We start from the raw sequence: 22,525 nt of genomic DNA, 5'->3' as shown, positions 1-22,525 counted from the left end.
CATGAAAAAACTTTTTCGATCAGAAACAGATAGAAAGGTCGCTGGTGTGGTCGGTGGACTCGCTGAATATTTAAATATGGATGCATCATTATTGCGAATCATTACGGTCATATTATTTATTTGTTCAACGGGGATACCCGTCGGTCTCATATATATCGTCTGGATATTTGTTGTTCCAAACGAAGGAGACGTTAAATAGATGATGAAATGGATAACAAGTGTTCTTGTTAATGCTTTATTATTAATTGTTATTGCTGGATATTTTGATGCGGTTCATATTGAAGGTATTTGGGCCGCTATTACGGCAAGTCTGATCTTGTCTGTTTTAAATGTGTTCGTGAAGCCGATACTCATCATTTTGACATTACCAGTCACAGTTGTAACACTTGGTTTATTTTTATTTGTGATCAATGCCATCACACTTTATATGACAGCTTCGCTCATGGGGGACAGATTTAATCTAGATGGATTCGGGACAGCCATTCTCGCATCAATTGTTTTGTCATTTTTCCATGTGTTAATTCAAAAAGCGATCATTGAACCCATTTCGAAAAAATAACTGAAGTCTGACATGTGTCAGGCTTCTTTTTTTGTCTAGGGACGGATACTTTAATCGATCGGTTTCATAAAAAAGGGATAAACAGGCAACATAAAAAAGGGAGGTGGACAATGCAACATTACATAAACCGTCAAACCTTATTTCTGCTCATTTTGGCGTCCTATTTGATTATTCCAATTATTGGTGCGGAAGCGGTTCAATCTCAAAAACAGGTCCCCCTTATGATCAAACATTCACCTGTAGAAAACGCTAAAAAGGGAAATGATTTGTTATTTCATGCAAAGGTGCCGGCTGAAAGTGTTATTCTGCACTATAAACAACATGATAAACTGCCGTTTCGCTCTATTATGATGGAGCTGGAGCCAGGAACAGATGATCAATACATTGCAAAAATAAAAAGTGAAGAACTGTCTTCTCAGCAATTGGTTTATTATATTGAAGCAAAAAGCGGTTATCGCTCTGTCAAAACGGATGTGTACACAATCGATATAAAAGGTTTTCATGTAGATGAAAGGAAACTGCCGCAGCTTTTAATAACTGAAATAGTGGTTGATTCGACTAATGTTGGTGGGAAAGATGGTTATGAGTTTATCGAAGTTTATAATAATACAAATAAACCGATTCATTTAAACAGTTACAAAATCAGATATAGAAATCCCTCTGAAGGTAAGGATTCTGATTTACTTTGGACTTTTGGCCAAGAGCAAATCAAGGTACCTTCTGGGAATACACATGTACTTTGGATAAAAAATGAAGCAAATCAACATTTAACAGCTAGCCATTTTAACCGCCATTACGGTGTCCATCTTGAAGAAGGAAAAACCCTTTCTTCACTAAATGGAAGTGGTATGGAAAATAGGAAAACAAGAGATCTTGTCATAAGTACGAACAGCGGCGAAGAAATTGTAACTGCCCATTACCAACATCAGTCAGGACAAAGTGATGTGGTCAAAAACAAAGCTATTTTATATCAATATCCACTTGATGGAACAAAACAACTGTCGAAAATATCGAGTGGAGACCAAAAGCCAACCCCAGGTTTGCTTTTAAGAAATCAGACACCATCAAAGAGTGTCAAGGTTGTTCCAGATCGTGAAAAACCAAAAATACAAGACCTAACAGATTGTCATTCAGTCAACCCTGGAGGGGCAATCGAATTATTGGCAGATGTTAAAGACAATCAACAGCTTAAAAAAGTTCAATTTTTTTATCGGACAGCTGAAAGTGACACGTTTACCAGTGTCAATGTAGAGAAAAGTAAAAATGACGGTTTTTATCATCATCAGATTTTTTTTGCAGAATTAATTGGTAAAGAAAGTCTGCAGTATTATATGACAGCAAGTGATGGGTCTCATATGACGAGTACTAAGAAGACAACGATTACCATGAAACAAAGCGTTTTAAAAGGGCTTAGGCTTAATGTGAAAAATGGTGATACTGTGTCTGGAAACATATTGTTGAAAGCAACATCAGAACGGCCGCCAGATGAGATCAATATAAGAATTGATGGACAAGAGCAACCGCTAGGAAAACGGATGATTGAGAAAAAAGCGTATTTTGCTTTTGATATTAAAAAAACTAACCTCCATTTTAAAAATGCTGTAACAATTGGTAGGCGGGTTCAAAAGATCTTTGATGACACATATCACCGTTATACAACAATGACTGTTCCAATTTCACCTGAAGAGTTTACAAAAGGAATGCCGTTTGTCATCACAGTCAAAGCTGGTTCTAAATCATCGACATTCAATCATTCTTCTTCAGAAAACCGGGATGATTTTCTGTTGAAAAATCCGCGGCTCATTTTGGCTGATGGCACAGTCTTACATGATGAACATCATTCCAACCCGAAAATTGAGCTCCCTGTTGGAGATCAGCCCAATGCCAAAAATGCGTATGACTTTCGGTTCAGTCTTTCAGATCAAAGCTTTCAATCACTAGCTTACAATTGGGATACGAAAGCTTACAAGCAAGGGAGACATACAATTGAAGCAGTCAATAAAGAGGATAGGGTGGTGCGAGAGGTTACCGTTGATAATAGCGGTCCTAAAATTAAAACTTCTTTAAAAAACGGGAAGACATATAAAGGGACATTTACATTTAAAGCGATATGCCGTGATAAATGGAGTGAAGTAGAAAAAGTGACAGCACTTGTTGATGGTAAGGAAATTTCTTTACCGTATACGATGTCTTCTGCAGATTTGAATCCGGGAAAGCATATTATTGAAATCATTGCCGATGACAGTGCAGGAAATCGCTCTACTTTAAAAAGAGCGTTTTTCACAAAAAAAGAAACACCTGATGACCCTAAAAAACTAAACACAGTCCCTGGCAGCAAACACGCCACACTAACTGTAAGAGTCAAAGATCCAACAAAGGATAAATTGAATGTTTCCTTTTTCCAAGGGTATCAATATACAACAAAAGACGATGCACATGTGAAAATATCTGTGAATCGAAGTGATACAGAGCCACCACACCGTTTTACGGTAAATGGTGAATCATCATTAACAAAAGCAGAGCGAGACAAAATCACTCGACAAGGTTTTGAAACAACTTCGATAAATGGTTTTCCTTATCACCGTTTTGATGTGAAAGTTGATCAACAAGTGCAAGAAACTGACAAGGTGGAAGTGAAATGGAGAGGAAGCTCTCTTCCAGGACGAAAGGTGTCAATGTTCGTTTGGAATCATGCGAAACAGATATGGGAGACACTTGTTTATCAGATTGCAAAAGATGAAAAGACTTTTACACTAAAAGGTCGTATGAAGGCAAAAGATTATCTCAGAAATTCGCAGATTAGTGTCATCATTCAGGATCGGATTCAACTATTACCTAATGATTATTCGTTCATTTGGATGACAGATACGCAATACTATGCAGAGAGTTATCCGCATATTTTTGAAAAGCAAGTCAATTGGATAGCCAGTCAAAAAGACAAGCTAAACATTCAATATGTCTTTCACACAGGGGATGTGGTAGATGATGCAGACCAGTTGATCCAATGGAAGCGTGCTGATCGGTATATGAAAGTCCTAGATGACAACCAGATCCCATACGGTGTATTAGCAGGTAATCACGATGTCGACCATAAATCCAATTCTTATCAAACATTTAGTAAATACTTTGGTGAAAAGCGCTTTAAAAATAAACCTTATTATGGAGGTGCATATAACCATCATAATAAAGGTCATTATGACTTAATATCGAGCGGTGGTCATGATTATGTGATGATTTCGATGGGCTGGGGAATCGGAGAAAAAGAATTGGAATGGATCAATCATGTGCTTAGGCAATATCCTGATCGAAAAGCGATTTTGGCATTTCATGAATTTTTGCTTGTGAGCGGGAGCAGAAGTCCGCTTGGTGAAAAAATATTTGAGCATGTCATTAAACCGAATCGTAATGTTATGGCTGTGTTAAGTGGTCATTATCACAGTTCTAATTTGAAGATTGATCAATTAGATGATGATGGTGATGGACAATCAGATCGCAATGTATATCAAATGGTTGCTGATTATCAGGGAGGACCTGAAGGTGGTCAAGGCTATTTAAGAATATTTCATATTGATCTGAAACATGACACCATACATGTCAAAACATATTCACCTTATCTTGATGACTACAATTTTTATGATCCACATCAATTTGGGAGAAAAGATGAATTCAGTATGAAGACAGATCTTTCGCCACAGTTAAAAAAAGTGCGAACAAATCATTTTAAAATGAATGTTTATACTGATAAACAAATCGGCAAAGTGAGGAAAACGAAGAGTGGAAAAAAAGCCTCAGTTATTTGGAAGGGTTTAAAGCCTAATACGAGATATTATTGGTATACGACAGTGTTAGATCAATACGGTGGAAAAATCCGTTCTATCCTTTGGAGATTTACGACAAAAGATTAGAACGGTTCCAGAATAGCTCCGGATGGCAGAGTGTCTCCGGAGCTATAAATGTTTACTTAGACATAGACATTTCCTGACTGTGACTATTTTTTCTGTAGATCGATAATACGATAACTGCGAAAATGATGATGAAAGACAGCAGTGCAGCCGTCAAGTAAAGATTTCCAAACCCTTTTCCAATACTTTCATCAATTGCTTCTGAAATGATGGATTTTACTTTTGGATTCGGGATGTTGCTTGTTGGAATACCAGCATCTTTCAGTTTATTCGTGATGTGACTGCCGATATTTTCATATCCAGCTGAAATAAAACCTGCATAAAGAGTGGGGGCTAATGTCAGTCCCATTTGTCTAACAAGAGACAGTGTTCCAAGTGCTGTCCCATAACGGGTGTTTGCAGCCTCAGAGACGAGCATGTTTAAGGGGGCGCCTAAAAGGATGCCAAAACCAATGCCGGCAATGATACTGGCAATGACAAATTCCCATTTTTCTACGACCCATACGGATAATAATAAAAATCCGCTACATGAAACAATGGCTGATAAGCATGCTGTTTTAATAGGTCCTTTTTGATCTGCTAACATCCCCCCTAGCCCAGCACCTATACCTGAAGCAAGTGCGAGCGGTGTCATCCAATATCCTGACTTCTCCGTGGCAATGTGTAAATATTGTTCGGCGTATGAAGGGATAAAGATTACGGCAGCTAAGAGCCCGCCAGAAATAAAACCGATAAACAGTGTCCACTGAAACACTTTATTTTTTAATAAACTGTAGGCAAGTATTGGGTCACCCCCGCTATGTTCTACTCTTTTTTCATAAAAAAACAATCCTGTCAATAAAATGAGACCGATAAGCAAAAAAGCATATACATGTGGATCTAGTAATCCGGTAAGGAAGTGTTCACCATTTAAATTTGTAATCCCATACATCACAGATAATATGGCGAAAGATAAAATAATCGTTCCTGTTATATCAAGTGGTTTGATGTGATCTTCTTTTGTTTCGATGATGAATGGCAAGCTTAACAGCACAAGTGATAAAGCTATCGGTAAATTAATTAAAAATAGCCAATGCCAGCTCCCGGTTAAATCGAGAATGAAACTGCCGATATTTGGTCCCAGCACAGCTGCAATACCATTCATTGCTCCTAAAAGCCCCAGTGCTGAGCCTTGTTTATCCTTATGAACTGTTGAAAGAATGTGAGAACTCCCAATAATAAATATCCCACCTCCGCCAAGTGATTGGATGAGCCGCGCACATAAAAACATTGGGAAACTTTGGCTTAAGGCAACCAATAACGAACCGATTCCAAACAGGATCACTTCGGTGATAAACAGTTTTTTTCGTCCGTATCGATCAGACAGTTTCCCGACGATTGGGACACTGACTGCCAAACCGAGTGTATACAGTGTGATTCCCCACGCACCCCATGACGGAGACACTTCGAAAAAATCATTGATTGTCGTAAGTGCAGCTGAAATAATGCCATTGTCTAATGCGGCCATAAACACGCCAACGGTAAATAAGGCAATTGCCCACTTTTGGTTTAAACCTTTTTTCGTCACCCTTTGTTCCCCCTTTTCATTAATTCACTTCAAATAAATAGTTAACTTAAAGTGAATTAATTTTATCATCCGCGAAAATACTAATTTTGTCAAAAGTTTTTTTCGAAAAGGGGGTGTCCTGAAAGTAGTGTGAATCAATAAAAATCGGGGAATTTGCCTACTTTCCACTATGGGGTCTCGCAATTCTCTCTGACTTCTTGTTGATAAAGGACTTTTTAGACAGCTCCATTAATCTTCAGCATTTAATTTTAGTGCTTTTTCAAGAATGGATAGACCGTCATTTACTTTTTTCTTTTCTTGTTCATTGAGGCTTTGCAGGGCTTTCTTTAATTTTTCATGTCCTTTTTGATACAAGCCGCGAAAAATATCTTTCGCCTCTTCTGTCAATTCAACAACGATTGTTCGCCTATCCTCTTTAGAATGGGTTCTTATAATAAAATTTGCATCCTCAAGCCGGCTGAGCAGCCCAGTCATGTTTGACAGGGAAGCACCCATTCTCTCAGCGATCTCCGAGACTTTCAGTTTTTCGTGGGTGTTTAGAAGCATTAAGACTTTCATTTGTGGCATACTGATATCAAGCTTCATCCATTCAGAAACATCTCCTAGTCCGGCTGCAGTCAGCACTTTCATATATAGAACCCAGGTTTCTTTTTCCTCTGGAGAAAGGATGTCCTCATTTAACACAGTTGTATCGTGAATATTGTATTTCACGCACTATTCACTTCCTTTAATATAACTTTCTCCTTCATACTACTGATTTTTCTTGCTGAAAGAAAGGCAATAAATGTCCTGCTTTCAAAAAAATGTTTTTAGGTTATCTTGAAAGTGGTAGAATAGTCGCTTTGTAAAGTGCATTGATAAAAACCTAGAAGCACTGATATATCAATGATTTAACTTTTTTGTTTACTTTCTGTTTTGTAGATATTTGTATTCTCCCCCATCGATTTGGGGGAGGTTTGAGGGGACATATTAAACCAAGTGGACAGGCGCTTACCTCAATTTTTGATATAATTAAACCAACAACACAAAAGGGACGTGTAAAAATGAGCATCAACAAAATCAGATCAGCCATGTACAAGTCGGCTAAAATCTTAGGTGATGTCAATGCGGCAAAGTGGGTAAACGCATCGCCCGTCGTGCTGCTGGTGAAACAACGGGGAAATTGTTAGGTAAGTTGTTTAAATAGGTACGAAGAAAAAGCCCTTCTCATTTTAGAGGTGGGCTTCGTTGATCTTATACTTTCAATTGTTTTTACATCAAGCTTCAAGTAGAATATCTTGATGAAGCCTGCATATCACTGTGATCTGCATGAGAAAAACCGGTAAGCCCTAACGTTAATACCCCCAAAATGATGACCGCTGAAAAAAAGCTTTTACATTTCATTTTGAAATTCTCCCCTCCGAATTTGTTTTTGAGCCTCCAACAACTGCTTATAAAAAACCACAGAATCTGCCAGCCGCTCATTCTTATTATAAAATTCGGTCGCAATTATTGCCAGTTCTTCTATATAAGGATAACCTCTACTGTCCCTAAGTGGTTCAAAATATTGTAACACTTTTTCCCGGTCCGTTTGTTTAATAAACAACTCCTCCACAACATTTAACAAATACATAAACAAATCATCTTGGAATAGTTGAGCACTTTCTCTAGCCTTTTGAAAATATTCTAATCCTTTAGCGTTTTCGTTTTTACTAAAATGGATCAGAGTCAAATCATAATATGGAATTGTAATTTCTTTTGCCTTTGTCTTCTCAGCAGCTTTAATAGCTTCAAGATAAAAAGGTACAGCATGAAAACTCTCTACATTATTGTAACAGTGACCCATATTTAATAAAGCTTTAGTAATCATAGATGAATTTTTAATCTCTTTAGCAAGAGCCAAAGCTTTATGCAAATGAGGTAATGCCTTATCATGTGCCTGCAAATCATCATAATTTCCTGCAATAACAAAATGACATTGAATCTGACGAACTTTATATGTAGAGTGTTTTTTATAAATTTCATCTGCAAGAGAAATATAATACATAGACATATGATTTTGCTTCATATGATAATAGACTTCAGCTATTTTAAAGTAAAATTCAGCCTTTTCTATTTTATCTGAAACTTTAGTCAATTTTTTCTCTGCCATTCTATAGTATCTAATCGCTGTTATGTATTTCCCTTCTGAAAAATAATACATTCCCGAAAACAACGAAAAATAATACTCTAGTAACCCAGAAAATTTCTTACCCTGTCCTTCTATCTCTCTAAGATAATCAGCAAGTGTCATATCATTTTCTTTCGGGAACAAATAGTCTAACATCAGCTGGTGTCTTAAGTCCATCAGTTGAAAATACAATAGCGCATCCTGATCCTCTTCCATGTTTTCTATTTCTTGACGAACTTCTTCTTTTAGCCGTTCTGCCTCAATTACATCTAACTTTTGTATCTCGTTATACCATTCATTAATTTTCATTCCCACTAACGAAGATGGTATTGTTTCCATAACCCCTCATTCCTTTCTGTTCAAAAATACCTTTTTTGTTAAGAATATCACAAATATTTCAAATATAAAGCGAAAATTTTTTTCATAAAAAAAGTTGCGTGATACCGAAAATCCAAAAAAACAGGTCTATTTAACTTCTTTTATTAGGGAGTTAATACACAGAAAAAGGGAAAAACGATCTATCTTTTACCTGCTCTATTATTAGATATATGGAAAATATGATTGAAAGGAAAATGTGATGGCAGACAAGAAAAAGAAAAACAATGAGTTAGACAGTTCAGCTAAAGTTTTTGAAGCCAGTACTTTAATTGAAAGAGCTGATCAACGAAAAAAAGATTATGAGAACCTGAAAGAGAAACTTCAGACATTAAAAACAGCCTGTCTTGGTGTGGCGGATTTAGGCGATGATTTCACAGGAAAAGGCGCAGATAACATTAAAGAGTTTTTTAGAGGACAGGCTGAGGTTGTCGACAGTTGGATCAAACTTGCTGATATGCAGATTTCTTTTTTTAATGGGGTCGCAGGTGATGTCAAAGAGAAGAAGCTAACCGATTCGTACATCGAAATGTCTTTTTTAAAGACTGAATTGAAAAATGCAGATAAAAAATCCGATCAAATCGTTGACTCCCTAAAGAGTGACATGGATCGGATCATAGACCGAGTGAATGATATCGTTGATCTGGATAAGTGGACTGACCACAATTATACAGTAGAGATGTCAAAAGCACAAACAACTCGGAAAAATGCAATTGATGCAGTAGACGATCTCGATGAATCTTTGACAGGCGAATATACACGGGCAGTAGCAGAAGCCGAAAGTGTCTTCAAAAAATATTCTGCATTGATGGAAGCCACAAGTAATGGAAAAAGCGCTTCTCCTATGTATTTTGATAAGAAGGCTTTTCACTCGAATAAGTCATATAAAGAAGCAATCAAAACCGACAAACAGGCGACTACATATATTAATGCGAAAAAAGAGCAAGCTGAAGCCAGAGAACTGCAAGCCAAACAGGAAGAAGAAATGGAACGCCTGAGAAAATTGCAAGAAGAAGAAGAGAACAAGCCATGGTATCAAAAAGCCTTGGATGGAACAAAAACATTTGTCGGGGAAGCCAGTGGGTATTATGATTATAAGAGAGCGAAGGACGGCGTTGATCCGGTTACAGGTGAAAAGCTGACAGCCGGGCAACGCGCCGCAGCCGCAGCAATGGCCGCAGCTGGATTTATTCCAGTTGTCGGATGGGCTGGTCGTGCTGCTAAAGGAGCGAAGGGCGTATATGGTGCATATAAAGCCGGAAAAGCCATCTCAACCGCAGACAAAGCACTAACTGCCTATAAAACAACCGCAACATTCAACAACTTACAAAATGTTCAAAAAGGTCTATATGGGCTTGCTTCAACAAACGGCTTTAGCGAAGCACTCACTGGCCGAGATGTGTTTGGGAATAAAGTTTCTGCTGAACAAAAACAGCAAAGTCTTAACCATGCTTTATCGGCACTTGGAGCGTTTGGCTTGCGTGGGGTTAGTGGGAAGTTGAATGCAAAAGCAACAAATAACGTTGCTAAGGGTAATGTTGTAAAGGCTACGGAAATAAACGTCTTAACTAAAGGAACAAAAGAGTGGGATGATGCCGTAAAGATATTACAGAGTGGTGGAAATTCAAACTTTAGGGTTAATTCTGCAACGGATGCTAGAATATTACTACAAGAAGGAAGAGGTAATATGAATAGGTACAAACAGTACAGTACAAAAAGGTATAATAAGGGTTATGAAAGGCATCCAAACGAAAGTCATACTAAAAATGCACCTCATAATAATCTCCCGCACATCAAATGGAAAGATTGGCATTCAGAAAATTCAGGTAAGGGGCATATTTTCTACAATAAACCAAATTAGGAGTTAAAGACATGAATATATTTCCTGGAACTAAAGTAATCAAAAATGAAGATGAAATAAAAAAGGAACTAAATTATAAAATTAATCCGCAGAATATTAATCCAATAAATAATATACTAAATTGGGTAAAATTAGACAAAAAAATTTACTCTAGTGGTGTGTTAGAGAAATACGAAGATTTTTATTTATACTATACACATCCGATACACGATTATCTTGATAAATTGTTTTTTACATCCTATGATGATTTAATTAAGTTTTTAAAGGATAGAATTGACCCTGATAGAGGAGAAGGACTAGATTTAATAATCTCTTCAAAGGATTATGAAACAATAATTGTATGCAATCATGATGGTGAAATTTATCAGGTTAAGTAAATAAATTTTTAAAAACCTTGGCTAAATGCCTTTCAAGGTTTTTTAACGATCTTATAAAAAAGGGAGCAGGCATAGCGCCTGCCCTTTTTATATTACTTCAATAGTTCCTCAAGTTTCGCCTTCGCCTTCGTCTTCGGTCCATAAATACCGTCCGTAGCTAGTCCATGCATCAATTGGAATCGTCTAACCGCATCTTTTGTTTTAGTCCCATAATATCCGTCAATCCCGTTATTCTTCGCGCCTTTATCTGGATAGAAATAAAGTGCTGCCAGTGCTTCTTGAATCTGTCTTACTGCTGTACCCTTCATCATCGGGCTTTTTAGTTTATAAACACCGGAAGGCAATGGATACCTTGATTTCTTGTTATGACTTGAAGATGAGTCTGTTTTAGATCCCGTTTTATTTCCAAGCAGACGATCAACTTTTTTCCGAAATGCTGATAGTTGACTTGAATCACTTACCCAAGGAGCCGGACCGTTTTTTCGTGTGACATCATAATGACGAACGATTCTGCTCGTGGATAGTCCATGTTTTGCAACTAATTCAGCCGCATTTTCAACAGTTTCACTGTGGATGTACCCGTCCTTTTCCACACACATTTCCACACTAATTGCTGTTTGGTTGGCATTCGGCTTTAAGAAGCTTACATAACAACGGTTCCCATCATGGGCATGATAAGCCATTTCGTTTGGATTGCGAAAAGGTGAGGCTCTCGGGTTAACTTGGGGAAGTCTAAGTTTCAAGGAAGGAACTATAACTGTCGAGCGTACTCGTGATGATAAAGATGTAAGGACTCCAAAAACAAAAAAAGCTATCGAACAATTCTAATTGATAAAGCACTATTAAATCAATTAAAAGTTTACCATGCTTGGTGTAAAGAAGTTTTATTCTCTTTTGGCTTTGGTTTCTCTGACTCAAATTACATTTTTATCTCTCACAAAACACGTAAACCCATTGCTCATAGCACTACTAAATACAGCATTGATCGAATCGTACAAAAAACGAAGTGTAAGAAAATTACGGCTCATGGTCTACGACATACTCATGGTACAATTTTGCTAAGCCAGCGAATTCCTATTAAAGTGGTTGCTGATCGGTTGGGAAACACTCCACAAATGATACTGGATATTTACGGGCATACTTTCAAAGACTTAGAAGAAGAATCTGTTCAAGCTTGAGTATGCTATGACTTCAACTGGGGGAGGTTTTTAAAAAGACCTCTCAATTTCTTTAAATACTAGGGTTTTTATTCTCAAAGTGGTAGAATAAAGCTAAATGTGTATAGCTTTCACCTTTAGAAGAGGAGGTTAACATCGTGGCAAAAGTTCGCACAAAAGATATGATAGACAAGTTCAAAATGGAATTAATCAGTGGAGAAGAGGGGATCAATCGCCCGATTACAATGAGTGATTTATCTAGACCAGGCCTTGAAATGGCGGGGTATTTTACATATTATCCAAGAGAGAGAGTTCAGCTGCTAGGGAAAACAGAAATTACCTTTTTTGAGAAGCTTCCTGAAGCAGACAAAAAGCAACGAATGTTTTCATTATGTACTGAGGTGACCCCGGCGATTATTCTATCGCGTGATTTGCCAATTCCGCCTGAACTTATTGAAGCTTCTGAAGAAAAAGGTGTGCCTGTCCTTCGCTCCCCATTGAAGACAACTCGTCTTTCCAGCCGCCTGACAAATTTTCTTGAAAGTCAACTTGCGCCAACAACCGCCATACATGGTGTACTCGTAGATATTTACGGTGTCGGGGTGTTGATCATTGGAAAGAGCGGTGTTGGTAAAAGTGAGACCGCCTTGGAGCTTGTAAAAAGAGGTCATCGCCTTGTTGCGGATGACTGTGTAGAGATTAGACAGGAAGATCAGGATACATTGATTGGAAGCGCACCTGATTTAATTGAACATCTCCTCGAAATTAGAGGTCTCGGTATTATCAATGTGATGACTTTATTTGGTGCAGGTGCTGTGAGAAGTTTTAAACGGATCACCCTTGTTATGAGTCTTGAACTCTGGGAACAGGGGAAACAGTATGATCGTTTAGGACTTGACGAAGAAAAGATGAAAATTATTGATACTGAAATACCAAAGCTGACCATCCCAGTCCGTCCGGGAAGAAATCTCGCTGTTATTATTGAAGTGGCTGCCATGAACTTTAGATTGAAACGAATGGGTTTGAATGCAGCCGAACAATTTACGAATAAACTAGCGGATGTGATTGAAGATGGTGAAATTGATGATTAGGAGTTGTCATGATGAATGAAACTTTTGAACCACTAAACCCGATCGCTTTTCAATTGGGTCCCATTGCTGTGCACTGGTACGGCATTATTATCGGTGTCGGTGCTTTACTGGGATTATGGATGGCGGTCAGAGAAGGTGAGCGCAGAGGGCTTCATAAAGATACCTTTGTTGATCTGGTCCTTTTTGCTATTCCGATTGCGATTCTTTGTGCGAGAGCGTACTATGTTCTGTTTAAATGGGATTATTATAGTGAACATCCTGATCAAATCATTCAAATCTGGAATGGAGGCCTTGCCATTCATGGCGGTTTAATTGGTGCAATTTTAACTGGAATCATTTTTGCCAAGAAAAAAGGACTTTCTTTCTGGAAGCTTGCCGACATTGCGGCTCCCAGCATTCTATTAGGTCAAGCGATCGGTCGCTGGGGTAATTTTATGAATCAGGAAGCACACGGTGGCTCTGTCTCAAGACAATTTTTAGAAAACCTGCATCTGCCAGACTTCATCATTAATCAAATGTATGTGAATGGGCAATATTATCATCCTACTTTTTTATATGAATCATTATGGAGTTTAACAGGTGTTCTGATTTTGATTCTTTTAAGAAAAGCTAATTTAAAGCGGGGCGAACTGTTTTTAACGTATGTCATTTGGTATTCGATCGGGCGTTACTATATTGAAGGACTTCGGACAGACAGTCTGATGCTGACGGATACGCTTCGAATCGCTCAAGTTATTTCCATTGTCCTGATCGTCTGTGCGGTTGGTGTTATATTATTCAGGAGGTTTAAAGGCGGCGAGATTAAACGGTATCAAGAAATGTAAGTTTTTCAAAAAGGCCGCAAAGAAAGGAAATTTTTTATGAAAATCAATACTGTGCTGTTTGATTTGGATGGAACGTTAATCAATACAAATGAGCTGATTATTGCTTCTTTCTTACATACACTCGGTCATTATCATCCAGGGCAGTATAAACGTGAAGATGTGCTGAACTTTATTGGACCATCTCTTTATGAAACGTTTAGCAGGATCAATCAGGAGAACGCCAATGAAATGATCATGATGTATCGTGAATACAACCATAAAATGCATGATCAGCTCGTGACAGAGTATGATACGGTTTATGAGACACTTGAGCACTTGGCATATAACGGGTATAAGCTTGGTATTGTGACAACAAAGCTACGTGATACTGTCAATATGGGCCTCAAATGGACAGGTCTCGATCGTTTTTTTGAAACTGTCGTGACACTTGATGATGTTAAACGAGCTAAACCGGATCCAGAGCCTGTTCTCTTAGCGTTATCAGAGCTTGACAGTTTACCTGAAGAGGCGATCATGATCGGTGATAATTACCACGATATTTTAGCTGGGCAAAATGCAGGTACAAAAACGGCTGGAGTGGCTTGGTCAATTAAAGGTGAAAAGAACTTAGAGAAGTATCATCCTGATTATATGTTAGTTGAGATGAGAGACCTGCTTCACGTTTTGGAAGTGGCGCTAGATTGAGGAAAACAAAGCGTTATCCTGTGTCAGGTGCTAATGCTTTATGGCAAATCTATGGAACCGTTCCATTTCTGAAAGTTGTTAAAAACTTTATTGTCATTCAGATTGCGCGTTATACACCTTTTTTAGGATTGAAAAACTGGATGTATCGGACATTTTTGCGAATGAAAGTTGGAAAGCAAACCGCATTTGCGCTGATGGTCATGCCTGATACGATGTTCCCGGAAAAGATTTCTGTTGGACGCAATTGTGTGATCGGCTACAATACGACGATTTTAGCTCATGAATATTTAATTAAAGAATATCGTCTTGGTGAAGTGATCATTGGTGATGAAGTGATGATCGGAGCTAATTCAACAATACTTCCAGGTGTTGAGATCGGCCAAGGTGCTGTCGTTTCCGCAGGTACTCTTGTTCATAAAGATGTTCCTCCAGGTGTTTTGGTCGGTGGTAATCCGATGCGCATCATTTATACAAAAGAAGAAATGGAACAACGCTCACAAAGCCCTCGTTGACTAAAACGGGGGCTTTGTTGCCCTTTTTAATCAGCAATCACAATCGCTTGCCTCCCCATCTGTTTCCACGATTTTTCAAATTTTGTTCTGTCGGTTCTTCTGTTTTTATAACCATAGGGGTCATTTACATAAACATATTTTTGATCATATCCTGTGATCGCAACACTATGTACTTTATATGTCACATCGACTTTGCCTGTCGGTGTGTTCCATGTTTTCATACTTTTCACAGGGCTGAAGTTGACAGTCGTGATCACCCAAACCGGTCTGCTGTGATTGAGCTGCTCATAGATTTTTTCTAGTTTGCTTCCTGTTAAATCAAGGACTTTGTCACCTGCATAAGATGTTGCTAATTCATAGATTGGACCATGATAAACACTAAGACCTGGCCCTTTTTCCATATCCCCAACAAAGCCATCATTTGGGTTTCCTTTTAAACCGTTTTTATATTGTAAAGGCACCCTTTTGACTTTTTGAGCCAATTCATTTTTTGTCACATCATATCCACTGTAGTTTAAAATCATCGCCAAGCTCGTGACTTCACAGCCATTATAAAGCTTTGGACGGTCCATTTGTTTCAATAGCGGGACATCTAACGGTTTACGTTCCATTTCAGCTGATGTTTGTTTAGTTGCTGCAAATGTTTCAATCAACGAGGTTTTGATTTCTTTAGAAAACAGTATAAAGATAACAATAGTTGCTAAGATCAAAGCAACAAGTAATGATTTAAGAAATTTCATATTCGATCTCCTGTTCTCTCTATGATGTCTATACTATGCGTTTTTAAGTATTATATCATTCAAATGTTTAAGAAATAAAATGATTATTTTATGAAGTCTGGACAAACAAACTTTCCAAAATTGGTTGATTTCCAAACTTTAATTTGTTAACATATTATCATATTAGCGAACTAAAGGATTTTTAATTTTTTGATACTGGGAGGTGTCAAAACACCATGTTTATGTTTGAAAAACCCGATGGAATGAGAGATATACTGCCAGGCCTTTATCAAACAATGAAAGAGACGCGCACTTCATTAACAGAACTGATAGAGCTATGGGGATATCAGTTTATGGAAACACCGACATTAGAATTTTATGATACGGTCGGTGTACAATCGGCTATTTTAGACCAGCAACTTTTTAAGCTGCTTGATCAAAAGGGGCAAACGCTTGTTTTAAGACCAGATATGACAGGACCAATTGCCAGGATCGCCGCTGCAAACCTCGATAAACATCATCCTCTTCGGATTGGGTATGCGGCAAATGTTTTCAGAGCCCAGGAACAGGAAGGTGGTCGCCCCGCTGAATTTGAACAAGTCGGTGTTGAACTAATTGGAGATGGTTCAACAAGCGCTGATGCTGAAGTGATCGCCCTTGTGATTTTTTCATTGAAGAAAGCAGGTTTATCCACATTTAAAATTTCTGTCGGACACGTTGGTATTGCTGATGCTTTGTTTATGGATATTCTAGGAAATCAAAATAGAGTCCGTGTTCTTCAACGCTTTTTATATGATAAAAATTATGTTGGTTTCCGTGAGCATGTAAAATCGTTAAGTTTATCAACAATTGATCAACAAAGATTGTTAAAACTGCTCAACCTGAAAGGTGGAGTTGAAATTTGTGATCAAGCAAAAGCAATCATCGGTTCTGAATCAGGAAAAAATGCAATTCTCCAATTGGAAACACTTTGGGAAACACTTGTTGACTATGGTTGTGCGGAAGATGTAACAATCGATCTCAGTATGGTTCGTCATATGAGTTACTATAACGGAATTTTATTTGAAATTTATGCGGAAAATATTGGCTTTCCGATTGGAAATGGGGGCCGCTATGATGAGCTTCTTAATCGCTTTAACTTCAACGCTCCAGCCACTGGATTTGGGATTCGGCTTGACCGCTTACTAGAAGCCTTGAAATTGAACGATGTGCAAATGAAAATTGATGCAGTTATTTTTAGCACAGAACAGCGAGAAGAGGCAATCAAATTTGCTGAGAAAGAACGGAGACAAGGAAAAAAAGTCGTTCTACAAGATTTGGCTGGAATCAAAAACATCGATCAGATGACAAAATCGTTTCAAAAAGTAACCTATTTTATCGGTTCCAGAAAGGACGAACGACATGGGTAACCCATTAACAATCGCACTGCCAAAAGGACGAACCTTTGCTGAAACTTGCGAGCTACTGCGTCAGGCCGGATACAAACTTCCTGAGGAGTTCGATGATACAAGAAAACTAATGATTGATACACCTAAAGGAAATCTCCGCTTCATCCTCGCCAAACCGCTCGATGTCACAACCTATGTCGAGCATGGAGTAGCTGATGTCGGCATTGCAGGAAAAGACGTCATACTTGAAAAAGAGCCGGATGTATACGAAGTTCTTGATTTGAAATTGAGTAAATGCCATTTAGCTATAGCCAGTTTACCGCAAACAGTAGCAAGCGGTGTTGTTCAAAGAGTCGCGACGAAATATCCGAATGTTGCATCAAAGTATTTTAAGGAACAGGGAGAACAAGTGGAAATCATTAAACTTAACGGTTCAATTGAATTAGCTCCACTGATCGGTCTTACCGATCGGATTGTTGATATTGTCTCAACAGGACAGACGTTAAGAGAAAATGGTTTGATTGAAACAGAAACCATTTGTGATATTACCTCAAGGTTTATCGTAAACCCTGTCAGTTACCGTTTGAAAGATGCGGTTATTGATGAAATGGCTTCTCAACTCTCACTGATTGTCGAAGGAGGAACAACATGAAGCTGACCTTCACTAACGGAAATGCTGCTATATCCTTAAAACGGTCTATTGATTCTGGAACAGAAGAACAACGAAAAACTGTTCGCTTCATGATTGATGAAGTGAAAAAAGTTGGCAATAGTGCTATTTCTGCTTTTACTAAGCAATTCGATGGAGTCGACATCTTTGATTTTCTCGTTTCTGAATTTGAAATCCAACAAGCATACAGTAGGCTTAATCAAGATGATATTGAAATTTTGCGGTCAGCCATCTTTAATATAAAAGAATATCACGAACGACAGCTGACATCATCATGGTTTTATCATCGGAATGATGGCACAATGCTTGGACAAAAAATAACACCGCTTGATTCGGTCGGAGTTTATGTGCCAGGGGGGACTGCAGCATATCCTTCATCAGTCTTAATGAATGTCATTCCAGCCCTTGTCGCAGGGGTTGAACGGATCGTTCTCACCACACCCCCGGGAAAAGACGGCTATCTTCCTGCTGGTGTCTTAGTTGCTGCAGCAGAGCTTGGGGTAAGAGAAATCTATAAAATTGGAGGTGCCCAAGCAATAGCGGCACTAGCATACGGAACGGAGACCATTTCATCGGTCGATAAAATTACTGGTCCTGGTAATATATATGTCGCTCTTGCTAAACGAGAAGTGTTCGGACAGGTTGACATCGATATGATTGCCGGACCAAGTGAAATCGCCATTCTTGCTGACAAAATGGCAAATCCCCGTGAAATTGCCGCTGATCTGTTGTCACAGGCTGAACACGATATCATGGCATCAAGCATACTTGTTACAAATTCTTATGAGCTTGCAAAAGCTGTTGACAAAGAGGTTGAACGCCAGCTTAAAGATTTGCCAAGAAAAGAGATCGCTAGTCAGTCGATAGAAAACCATGGAATGATCTATGTGACAGAAACTTTAACTGAAGCTGTTTCGATGATCAACGAACTTGCCCCTGAACACTTAGAGATTTTAACAGAACGGCCTGACGAACTACTGGGAAAGATCAAACATGCCGGTGCGATTTTTTTAGGAGCGTACAGTTCTGAAGCTGTAGGAGATTATTTTGCAGGTCCGAACCATGTGCTTCCGACAAATGGAACAGCCAAATTTTCAAGTCCGCTTCAGGTAACCGACTTTCAAAAAAAATCAAGCATCATTTCTTACAGTAAACAAGCTTTTGAGGAAAATGCGAAAAAAATCGCAGCTTTTGCTAGGTTGGAGGGGCTTGAAGCGCATGCCAGAGCAATTGAATCGAGAAGCTGGGAGGAAGAATGATGAGAAAAGCGGAACGGGTAAGGAAAACCAATGAAACAGATATCACCCTATCATTTATTATTGATGGCCAAGGTCAGGCTGATATTCAAACAGATGTACCGTTTATGACACATATGCTTGATCTATTTACAAAACATGGTCAGTTTGACCTTTTCATTCAGGCGAATGGTGATGTCGAAATTGATGATCATCACACAACAGAAGACATCGGGATTTGTCTTGGGCAAGCACTTTTGGAAGCACTTGGAGACAAAAAAGGGATAAAACGCTATGGTTCCAGCTTAGTACCGATGGATGAAGCACTCGCCCAAGTTGCCGTTGATTTGAGTAACAGGCCGCACTTTGAATTCAAGGGAGAATTCCCTAGTCAAAAAGTTGGCACATTTGATACAGAACTTGTCAATGAGTTTTTATGGAAGTTGGCACTTGAAGCAAGAATGAATCTTCATGTCATTGTCCATCACGGAAAAAATACTCATCACATGATTGAAGCGATTTTTAAAGCACTCGGACGTGCCCTTGATGAAGCAACAATGATCGACCCTCGTATAAAAGGTATCCCCTCAACGAAAGGAATGCTGTGAATGATCGGTGTCATTGATTATGGGATGGGCAATCTGTACAGTGTTTCTAAAGCCCTGGAACGAATTGAAGCGCCATATGTCATCTCAGAAAAAATCGAGGAATTGCAAAAAGCTGATAGCTATATCCTCCCAGGAGTCGGCGCATTCCGGGATGCTTCAGCTATATTAGATAACATGAACTTGAAAACCTTTATTCAGACTGCTGTATCTGAAGGTAAGCTATTGCTTGGGATTTGTCTTGGCATGCAGCTTTTATTTGAAGAAAGTGCAGAACAGGGCATTTCAAAAGGGCTTGGCTTATTGAAAGGAAAAGTTGTTAAACTGGCAGAACAGGATCAAGAAGGAAATCGCCTGAAAGTGCCTCACATGGGGTGGAACCATCTTTCCATTCACAATTACTCACCAATTTTGACCGATGGTGAACAAGGATACGCTTATTTTGTTCATTCTTACTATGTCAGTGAAATGGATGAAAAAGCATTGCTTGCCAGTGTTGATTATGGTGTCAACATTCCGGCTGTTGTCGGTATTGATAATGTGTATGGTGTTCAGTTTCATCCAGAAAAAAGCGGTCCAGTCGGGATGTCAATTTTAAAACGGTTTAAACAGCTTTCAGAAGAACAGAAGGTGAAAAAATGAGCGCATTTACATTATATCCAGCCATTGATATTAGAAATGGCAAATGTGTAAGGCTGATTCAGGGTGATTATGCAAAAGAAACGATATATGGAGATTCTCCGTTTGAAATGGCATCATCGTTCGTTGGAGAGGGAGCAGAATGGATTCACCTTGTCGATTTGGATGGCGCTAAGGAAGGCAAGACTGTGAATCACAACCAAGTCATCAAAATTGCCAAGCAACTGAAAGTAAAGGTACAGATCGGCGGTGGGATTAGAACAGAAAAAGATCTTGAAAACTATCTATCACAAGGTATAGAGAGAGTCATCTTAGGTAGTGTAGCTATTTCCAATCCGGTTTTTGTCAAAAAGATGCTCAAAATTTACGGCAATCATATTGCAATAGGACTTGATGCAAGAAATGGATTTGTTTCCACAGAAGGTTGGCTTAAAACATCAACTGTTAAAGTGGAAGAGCTTGGTTTTGAGCTTGCAAATGAAGGGGCTGAAGTGTTTATTTTTACTGATATTGCAACAGATGGAATGTTATCTGGACCGAACGTGAACCGCACAGTTGAGCTTGCCAAAGCAACCGGCAAACAAGTGATCGCTTCAGGTGGTATCAGCTGTATTGCCGACCTTGAAGAACTAGCTAACCGACAGTCAGACGGCATTAGCGGTGCTATCGTTGGAAAAGCGTTTTACACAAAGCAATTTACCATGAAGGAAGCACTTGAAAGGATTAACAGCAAATGATAACAAAGCGAATTATTCCATGTCTTGATGTGAAAGATGGCCGTGTTGTGAAAGGGATTCAATTTCTCGGATTGAAGGACGCTGGAGATCCTGTTGAACTTGCTAAAACGTATGACAATGAAGGGGCTGATGAACTCGTCTTTCTCGATATTTCTGCATCACATGAAGGAAGAAAAACCATTGTTGATGTTGTCGAAAAAGTTGCCGCAATGTTGGCTATTCCCTTTACTGTTGGCGGCGGTATCAATCATCTTGAAGATATAAAAACCATTTTGCGGGCGGGAGCAGACAAAGTTTCAGTCAATACTGCAGCCGTTCTTCGACCCGAACTTATCACTGAAGGAGCAGCTTTTTTTGGCTCTCAATGTATTGTTGTGGCGATTGACGCAAAATTTGATTTAAACAAAGGCAAATACGTTGTATATACACATGGTGGTCGGCAGAGAACAGAACTTGAGGTTTTAGAATGGGCACAGGAAGCCGTTCAAAGAGGTGCAGGTGAAATCTTGCTGACAGGTATGGACTCTGATGGTGAAAAAACCGGGTTTGATCTCAAACTGACAAAGCTTGTTTCAGAAGCTGTCTCTGTTCCTGTCATTGCCTCAGGCGGTGCTGGGAATGCTGAACACATGTATGAAGTATTTGAAAAAGGGCAAGCTGATGCGGCACTTGCTGCGTCCATCTTTCATTACCAAGAAACTTCGATTAAGGAAGTCAAAACTTACTTAAAAGAGTGCGGGGTGAATGTACGATGATCACTGTTGACGAACTGAATTTTAATGAAGCGGGGTTAATTCCCGCGATCGTTCAGGATGAGATCACAAAAGAAGTGCTAACATTGGCTTATATGAATAAAGAATCATTTGAAAAAACGTTGGAAACAAAAGAAACATGGTTTTTCAGTCGCTCCCGCGGAGAACTGTGGCATAAAGGAGCAACATCTGGCAATGTTCAATATGTTAAAGAGATTCGCCTTGATTGTGATCATGATGCTCTTGTTATTCTTGTCGAACCGACTGGACCGGCATGTCATCAAGGAAATGATAGCTGTTTCTCATCAATGCAAAAAACAGCAGTCAGGGGGCGTTTTACAATTTTAAGTGAGCTCGAATCTACCATTGCCAGACGATATGTTGATATGCCGGAAGGGGCTTATACGACTTATTTATTTGACAAAGGTATTGATAAAATCTTAAAAAAAGTTGGTGAAGAAGCTGCCGAGGTGATCATTGCTGCAAAAAATCGCAATCTTGAAGAATTAAGATGGGAAGTGGCTGATCTTATTTATCACCTGTTTGTTTTATTAAAAGAACAGTCTCTGCCATTTGCTGAGGTGTTAAATGAACTCAGGAAACGTCAAGAACGAAGTTAGAATCTTACTCAAAAACCAGTGGAGAAACGTTGGCCGCTGGTTTTTATAGTGGAAGAGGTGCTGCCAAAGGTGGAAAATGAAGAGAATTTTCTAGAAACTTGT

The 22,525-nt window shown here is 38.8% G+C and carries 21 protein-coding genes and 2 pseudogenes; 18 read left to right on the top strand and 5 right to left on the bottom strand.

Annotation, left to right across the window (positions count from 1 at the left end; all coding sequences use genetic code 11):
• The first annotated feature begins 1 nt into the window (after position 1).
• The 3 genes from HOO54_RS19170 to HOO54_RS19160 all read left to right on the top strand — a co-directional run bounded on the left by HOO54_RS19170 (position 2) and on the right by HOO54_RS19160 (position 4,464).
• A complete protein-coding gene (locus tag HOO54_RS19170) occupies positions 2-199 on the top strand; it encodes a PspC domain-containing protein (protein WP_172298081.1) in 198 nt (65 codons plus the stop codon).
• Positions 200-559 carry a phage holin family protein gene (locus HOO54_RS19165; protein WP_172298079.1) on the top strand — a complete coding sequence of 120 codons (360 nt, stop codon included), beginning with the start codon at positions 200-202 and terminating at the stop codon, positions 557-559.
• 110 nt (positions 560-669) lie between these two features.
• Positions 670-4,464 (top strand): lamin tail domain-containing metallophosphoesterase family protein, encoded by a 3,795-nt coding sequence (locus HOO54_RS19160; RefSeq protein WP_172298077.1) that lies wholly within the window; start codon positions 670-672, stop codon positions 4,462-4,464.
• A gap of 52 nt (positions 4,465-4,516) precedes the next feature.
• Here HOO54_RS19160 and HOO54_RS19155 read toward each other — a convergent pair whose 3' ends face one another.
• The 3 genes from HOO54_RS19155 to HOO54_RS19145 form a co-directional block, all read right to left on the bottom strand.
• Positions 4,517-6,028, bottom strand: coding sequence for an MFS transporter (locus HOO54_RS19155; protein ID WP_309244887.1), 1,512 nt, complete (start codon positions 6,026-6,028; stop codon positions 4,517-4,519).
• Positions 6,029-6,256: 228 nt separating this feature from the next.
• Positions 6,257-6,739: a MarR family transcriptional regulator gene (locus HOO54_RS19150; protein WP_172298075.1), complete on the bottom strand. Its 483-nt coding sequence runs from the start codon at positions 6,737-6,739 to the stop codon at positions 6,257-6,259.
• Positions 6,740-7,400: 661 nt separating this feature from the next.
• Positions 7,401-8,516 (bottom strand): RapH N-terminal domain-containing protein, encoded by a 1,116-nt coding sequence (locus tag HOO54_RS19145; protein ID WP_172298073.1) that lies wholly within the window; start codon positions 8,514-8,516, stop codon positions 7,401-7,403.
• A 238-nt stretch (positions 8,517-8,754) separates the two neighbouring features.
• Here HOO54_RS19145 and HOO54_RS19140 point away from each other — a divergent pair, with 238 nt between their 5' ends.
• Both HOO54_RS19140 and HOO54_RS19135 read left to right on the top strand, forming a co-directional pair.
• On the top strand, positions 8,755-10,413 hold the full coding sequence (locus tag HOO54_RS19140) for a ribonuclease YeeF family protein (RefSeq protein WP_172298071.1): 1,659 nt from the start codon (positions 8,755-8,757) through the stop codon (positions 10,411-10,413).
• 11 nt (positions 10,414-10,424) lie between these two features.
• Entirely contained in the window at positions 10,425-10,790 is a 366-nt protein-coding gene (locus HOO54_RS19135) for a hypothetical protein (RefSeq protein ID WP_172298069.1), read from the top strand.
• 92 nt (positions 10,791-10,882) lie between these two features.
• Here the strand turns inward: HOO54_RS19135 and HOO54_RS24805 are convergent.
• Positions 10,883-11,479: pseudogene (locus HOO54_RS24805) on the bottom strand (peptidoglycan recognition protein family protein); the annotation flags it as partial.
• Between the two features lies 1 nt (position 11,480).
• Between HOO54_RS24805 and HOO54_RS19125 the strand changes: the two are divergent.
• The 5 genes and pseudogenes from HOO54_RS19125 to HOO54_RS19105 all read left to right on the top strand — a co-directional run.
• Positions 11,481-11,968: pseudogene (locus HOO54_RS19125) on the top strand (site-specific integrase); the annotation flags it as partial.
• A 137-nt stretch (positions 11,969-12,105) separates the two neighbouring features.
• Complete coding sequence (hprK, locus tag HOO54_RS19120) at positions 12,106-13,038, top strand: HPr(Ser) kinase/phosphatase (RefSeq protein WP_172298067.1); 933 nt, start codon at positions 12,106-12,108, stop codon at positions 13,036-13,038.
• A gap of 11 nt (positions 13,039-13,049) precedes the next feature.
• A complete protein-coding gene (gene lgt / locus HOO54_RS19115; RefSeq protein ID WP_172298065.1) occupies positions 13,050-13,862 on the top strand; it encodes a prolipoprotein diacylglyceryl transferase in 813 nt (270 codons plus the stop codon).
• A 36-nt stretch (positions 13,863-13,898) separates the two neighbouring features.
• Positions 13,899-14,546: a pyrophosphatase PpaX gene (gene ppaX / locus HOO54_RS19110; protein WP_172298063.1), complete on the top strand. Its 648-nt coding sequence runs from the start codon at positions 13,899-13,901 to the stop codon at positions 14,544-14,546.
• Positions 14,543-15,058, top strand: a complete 516-nt coding sequence (locus HOO54_RS19105; RefSeq protein WP_172298061.1) for an acyltransferase — start codon at positions 14,543-14,545, stop codon at positions 15,056-15,058. Before ppaX ends, HOO54_RS19105 begins: the two co-directional genes overlap by 4 nt.
• Before the next feature lie 26 nt (positions 15,059-15,084).
• On the opposite strand, the gene HOO54_RS19100 is transcribed toward HOO54_RS19105, so the two are convergent.
• Positions 15,085-15,798, bottom strand: a complete 714-nt coding sequence (locus HOO54_RS19100) for a C39 family peptidase (RefSeq protein WP_172298059.1) — start codon at positions 15,796-15,798, stop codon at positions 15,085-15,087.
• Positions 15,799-16,013: 215 nt separating this feature from the next.
• Between HOO54_RS19100 and HOO54_RS19095 the strand changes: the two genes are divergently transcribed.
• The 8 genes from HOO54_RS19095 to hisIE are packed head-to-tail and all read left to right on the top strand — an operon-like array spanning position 16,014 to position 22,423.
• Positions 16,014-17,186, top strand: coding sequence for an ATP phosphoribosyltransferase regulatory subunit (locus HOO54_RS19095; RefSeq protein ID WP_172298057.1), 1,173 nt, complete (start codon positions 16,014-16,016; stop codon positions 17,184-17,186).
• Complete coding sequence (hisG, locus tag HOO54_RS19090) at positions 17,179-17,817, top strand: ATP phosphoribosyltransferase (protein WP_172298055.1); 639 nt, start codon at positions 17,179-17,181, stop codon at positions 17,815-17,817. The genes HOO54_RS19095 and hisG overlap by 8 nt, the downstream gene beginning before the upstream one ends.
• Entirely contained in the window at positions 17,814-19,094 is a 1,281-nt protein-coding gene (gene hisD / locus HOO54_RS19085) for a histidinol dehydrogenase (RefSeq protein ID WP_172298053.1), read from the top strand. Before hisG ends, hisD begins: the two co-directional genes overlap by 4 nt.
• Positions 19,094-19,678: an imidazoleglycerol-phosphate dehydratase HisB gene (hisB, locus tag HOO54_RS19080; protein ID WP_172298051.1), complete on the top strand. Its 585-nt coding sequence runs from the start codon at positions 19,094-19,096 to the stop codon at positions 19,676-19,678. Before hisD ends, hisB begins: the two co-directional genes overlap by 1 nt.
• The gene (hisH, locus tag HOO54_RS19075; RefSeq protein WP_172298049.1) at positions 19,679-20,317 is read left to right on the top strand and encodes an imidazole glycerol phosphate synthase subunit HisH; all 639 of its coding nucleotides are present in this window, start codon (positions 19,679-19,681) and stop codon (positions 20,315-20,317) included.
• Complete coding sequence (gene hisA, locus HOO54_RS19070) at positions 20,314-21,051, top strand: 1-(5-phosphoribosyl)-5-[(5-phosphoribosylamino)methylideneamino]imidazole-4-carboxamide isomerase (RefSeq protein ID WP_172298047.1); 738 nt, start codon at positions 20,314-20,316, stop codon at positions 21,049-21,051. The genes hisH and hisA overlap by 4 nt, the downstream gene beginning before the upstream one ends.
• Positions 21,048-21,806, top strand: coding sequence for an imidazole glycerol phosphate synthase subunit HisF (gene hisF, locus HOO54_RS19065; protein ID WP_172298045.1), 759 nt, complete (start codon positions 21,048-21,050; stop codon positions 21,804-21,806). Before hisA ends, hisF begins: the two co-directional genes overlap by 4 nt.
• A complete protein-coding gene (gene hisIE / locus HOO54_RS19060) occupies positions 21,803-22,423 on the top strand; it encodes a bifunctional phosphoribosyl-AMP cyclohydrolase/phosphoribosyl-ATP diphosphatase HisIE (RefSeq protein WP_172298043.1) in 621 nt (206 codons plus the stop codon). Before hisF ends, hisIE begins: the two co-directional genes overlap by 4 nt.
• The last annotated feature ends 102 nt before the right edge of the window (positions 22,424-22,525 follow it).

Origin of the sequence: Bacillus sp. WMMC1349 (assembly GCF_013155385.1) — a bacterium.
Taxonomy (GTDB): domain Bacteria; phylum Bacillota; class Bacilli; order Bacillales; family Bacillaceae; genus Bacillus.
The sequence above is the reverse complement of the archived record's forward strand: the minus strand, read 5'-3'. Positions and strand labels throughout refer to the sequence as shown.

Excerpts from the sequence above, each read along its gene's own strand:
- HOO54_RS19095 (WP_172298057.1), top strand. The coding sequence starts at position 16,014 with ATGTTTATGTTTGAAAAACCCGATGGAATGAGAGATATACTGCCAGGC.
- hisF (WP_172298045.1), top strand. The coding sequence starts at position 21,048 with ATGATAACAAAGCGAATTATTCCATGTCTTGATGTGAAAGATGGCCGT.
- HOO54_RS19170 (WP_172298081.1), top strand. The coding sequence starts at position 2 with ATGAAAAAACTTTTTCGATCAGAAACAGATAGAAAGGTCGCTGGTGTG.
- hisG (WP_172298055.1), top strand. The coding sequence starts at position 17,179 with ATGGGTAACCCATTAACAATCGCACTGCCAAAAGGACGAACCTTTGCT.
- ppaX (WP_172298063.1), top strand. The coding sequence starts at position 13,899 with ATGAAAATCAATACTGTGCTGTTTGATTTGGATGGAACGTTAATCAAT.
- lgt (WP_172298065.1), top strand. The coding sequence starts at position 13,050 with ATGAATGAAACTTTTGAACCACTAAACCCGATCGCTTTTCAATTGGGT.
- hisB (WP_172298051.1), top strand. The coding sequence starts at position 19,094 with ATGAGAAAAGCGGAACGGGTAAGGAAAACCAATGAAACAGATATCACC.
- HOO54_RS19165 (WP_172298079.1), top strand. The coding sequence starts at position 200 with ATGATGAAATGGATAACAAGTGTTCTTGTTAATGCTTTATTATTAATT.
- HOO54_RS19100 (WP_172298059.1), bottom strand. The coding sequence starts at position 15,798 with ATGAAATTTCTTAAATCATTACTTGTTGCTTTGATCTTAGCAACTATT.
- hisIE (WP_172298043.1), top strand. The coding sequence starts at position 21,803 with ATGATCACTGTTGACGAACTGAATTTTAATGAAGCGGGGTTAATTCCC.
- hisD (WP_172298053.1), top strand. The coding sequence starts at position 17,814 with ATGAAGCTGACCTTCACTAACGGAAATGCTGCTATATCCTTAAAACGG.
- hisA (WP_172298047.1), top strand. The coding sequence starts at position 20,314 with ATGAGCGCATTTACATTATATCCAGCCATTGATATTAGAAATGGCAAA.
- HOO54_RS19160 (WP_172298077.1), top strand. The coding sequence starts at position 670 with ATGCAACATTACATAAACCGTCAAACCTTATTTCTGCTCATTTTGGCG.
- HOO54_RS19145 (WP_172298073.1), bottom strand. The coding sequence starts at position 8,516 with ATGGAAACAATACCATCTTCGTTAGTGGGAATGAAAATTAATGAATGG.
- HOO54_RS19135 (WP_172298069.1), top strand. The coding sequence starts at position 10,425 with ATGAATATATTTCCTGGAACTAAAGTAATCAAAAATGAAGATGAAATA.
- HOO54_RS19140 (WP_172298071.1), top strand. The coding sequence starts at position 8,755 with ATGGCAGACAAGAAAAAGAAAAACAATGAGTTAGACAGTTCAGCTAAA.
- hisH (WP_172298049.1), top strand. The coding sequence starts at position 19,679 with ATGATCGGTGTCATTGATTATGGGATGGGCAATCTGTACAGTGTTTCT.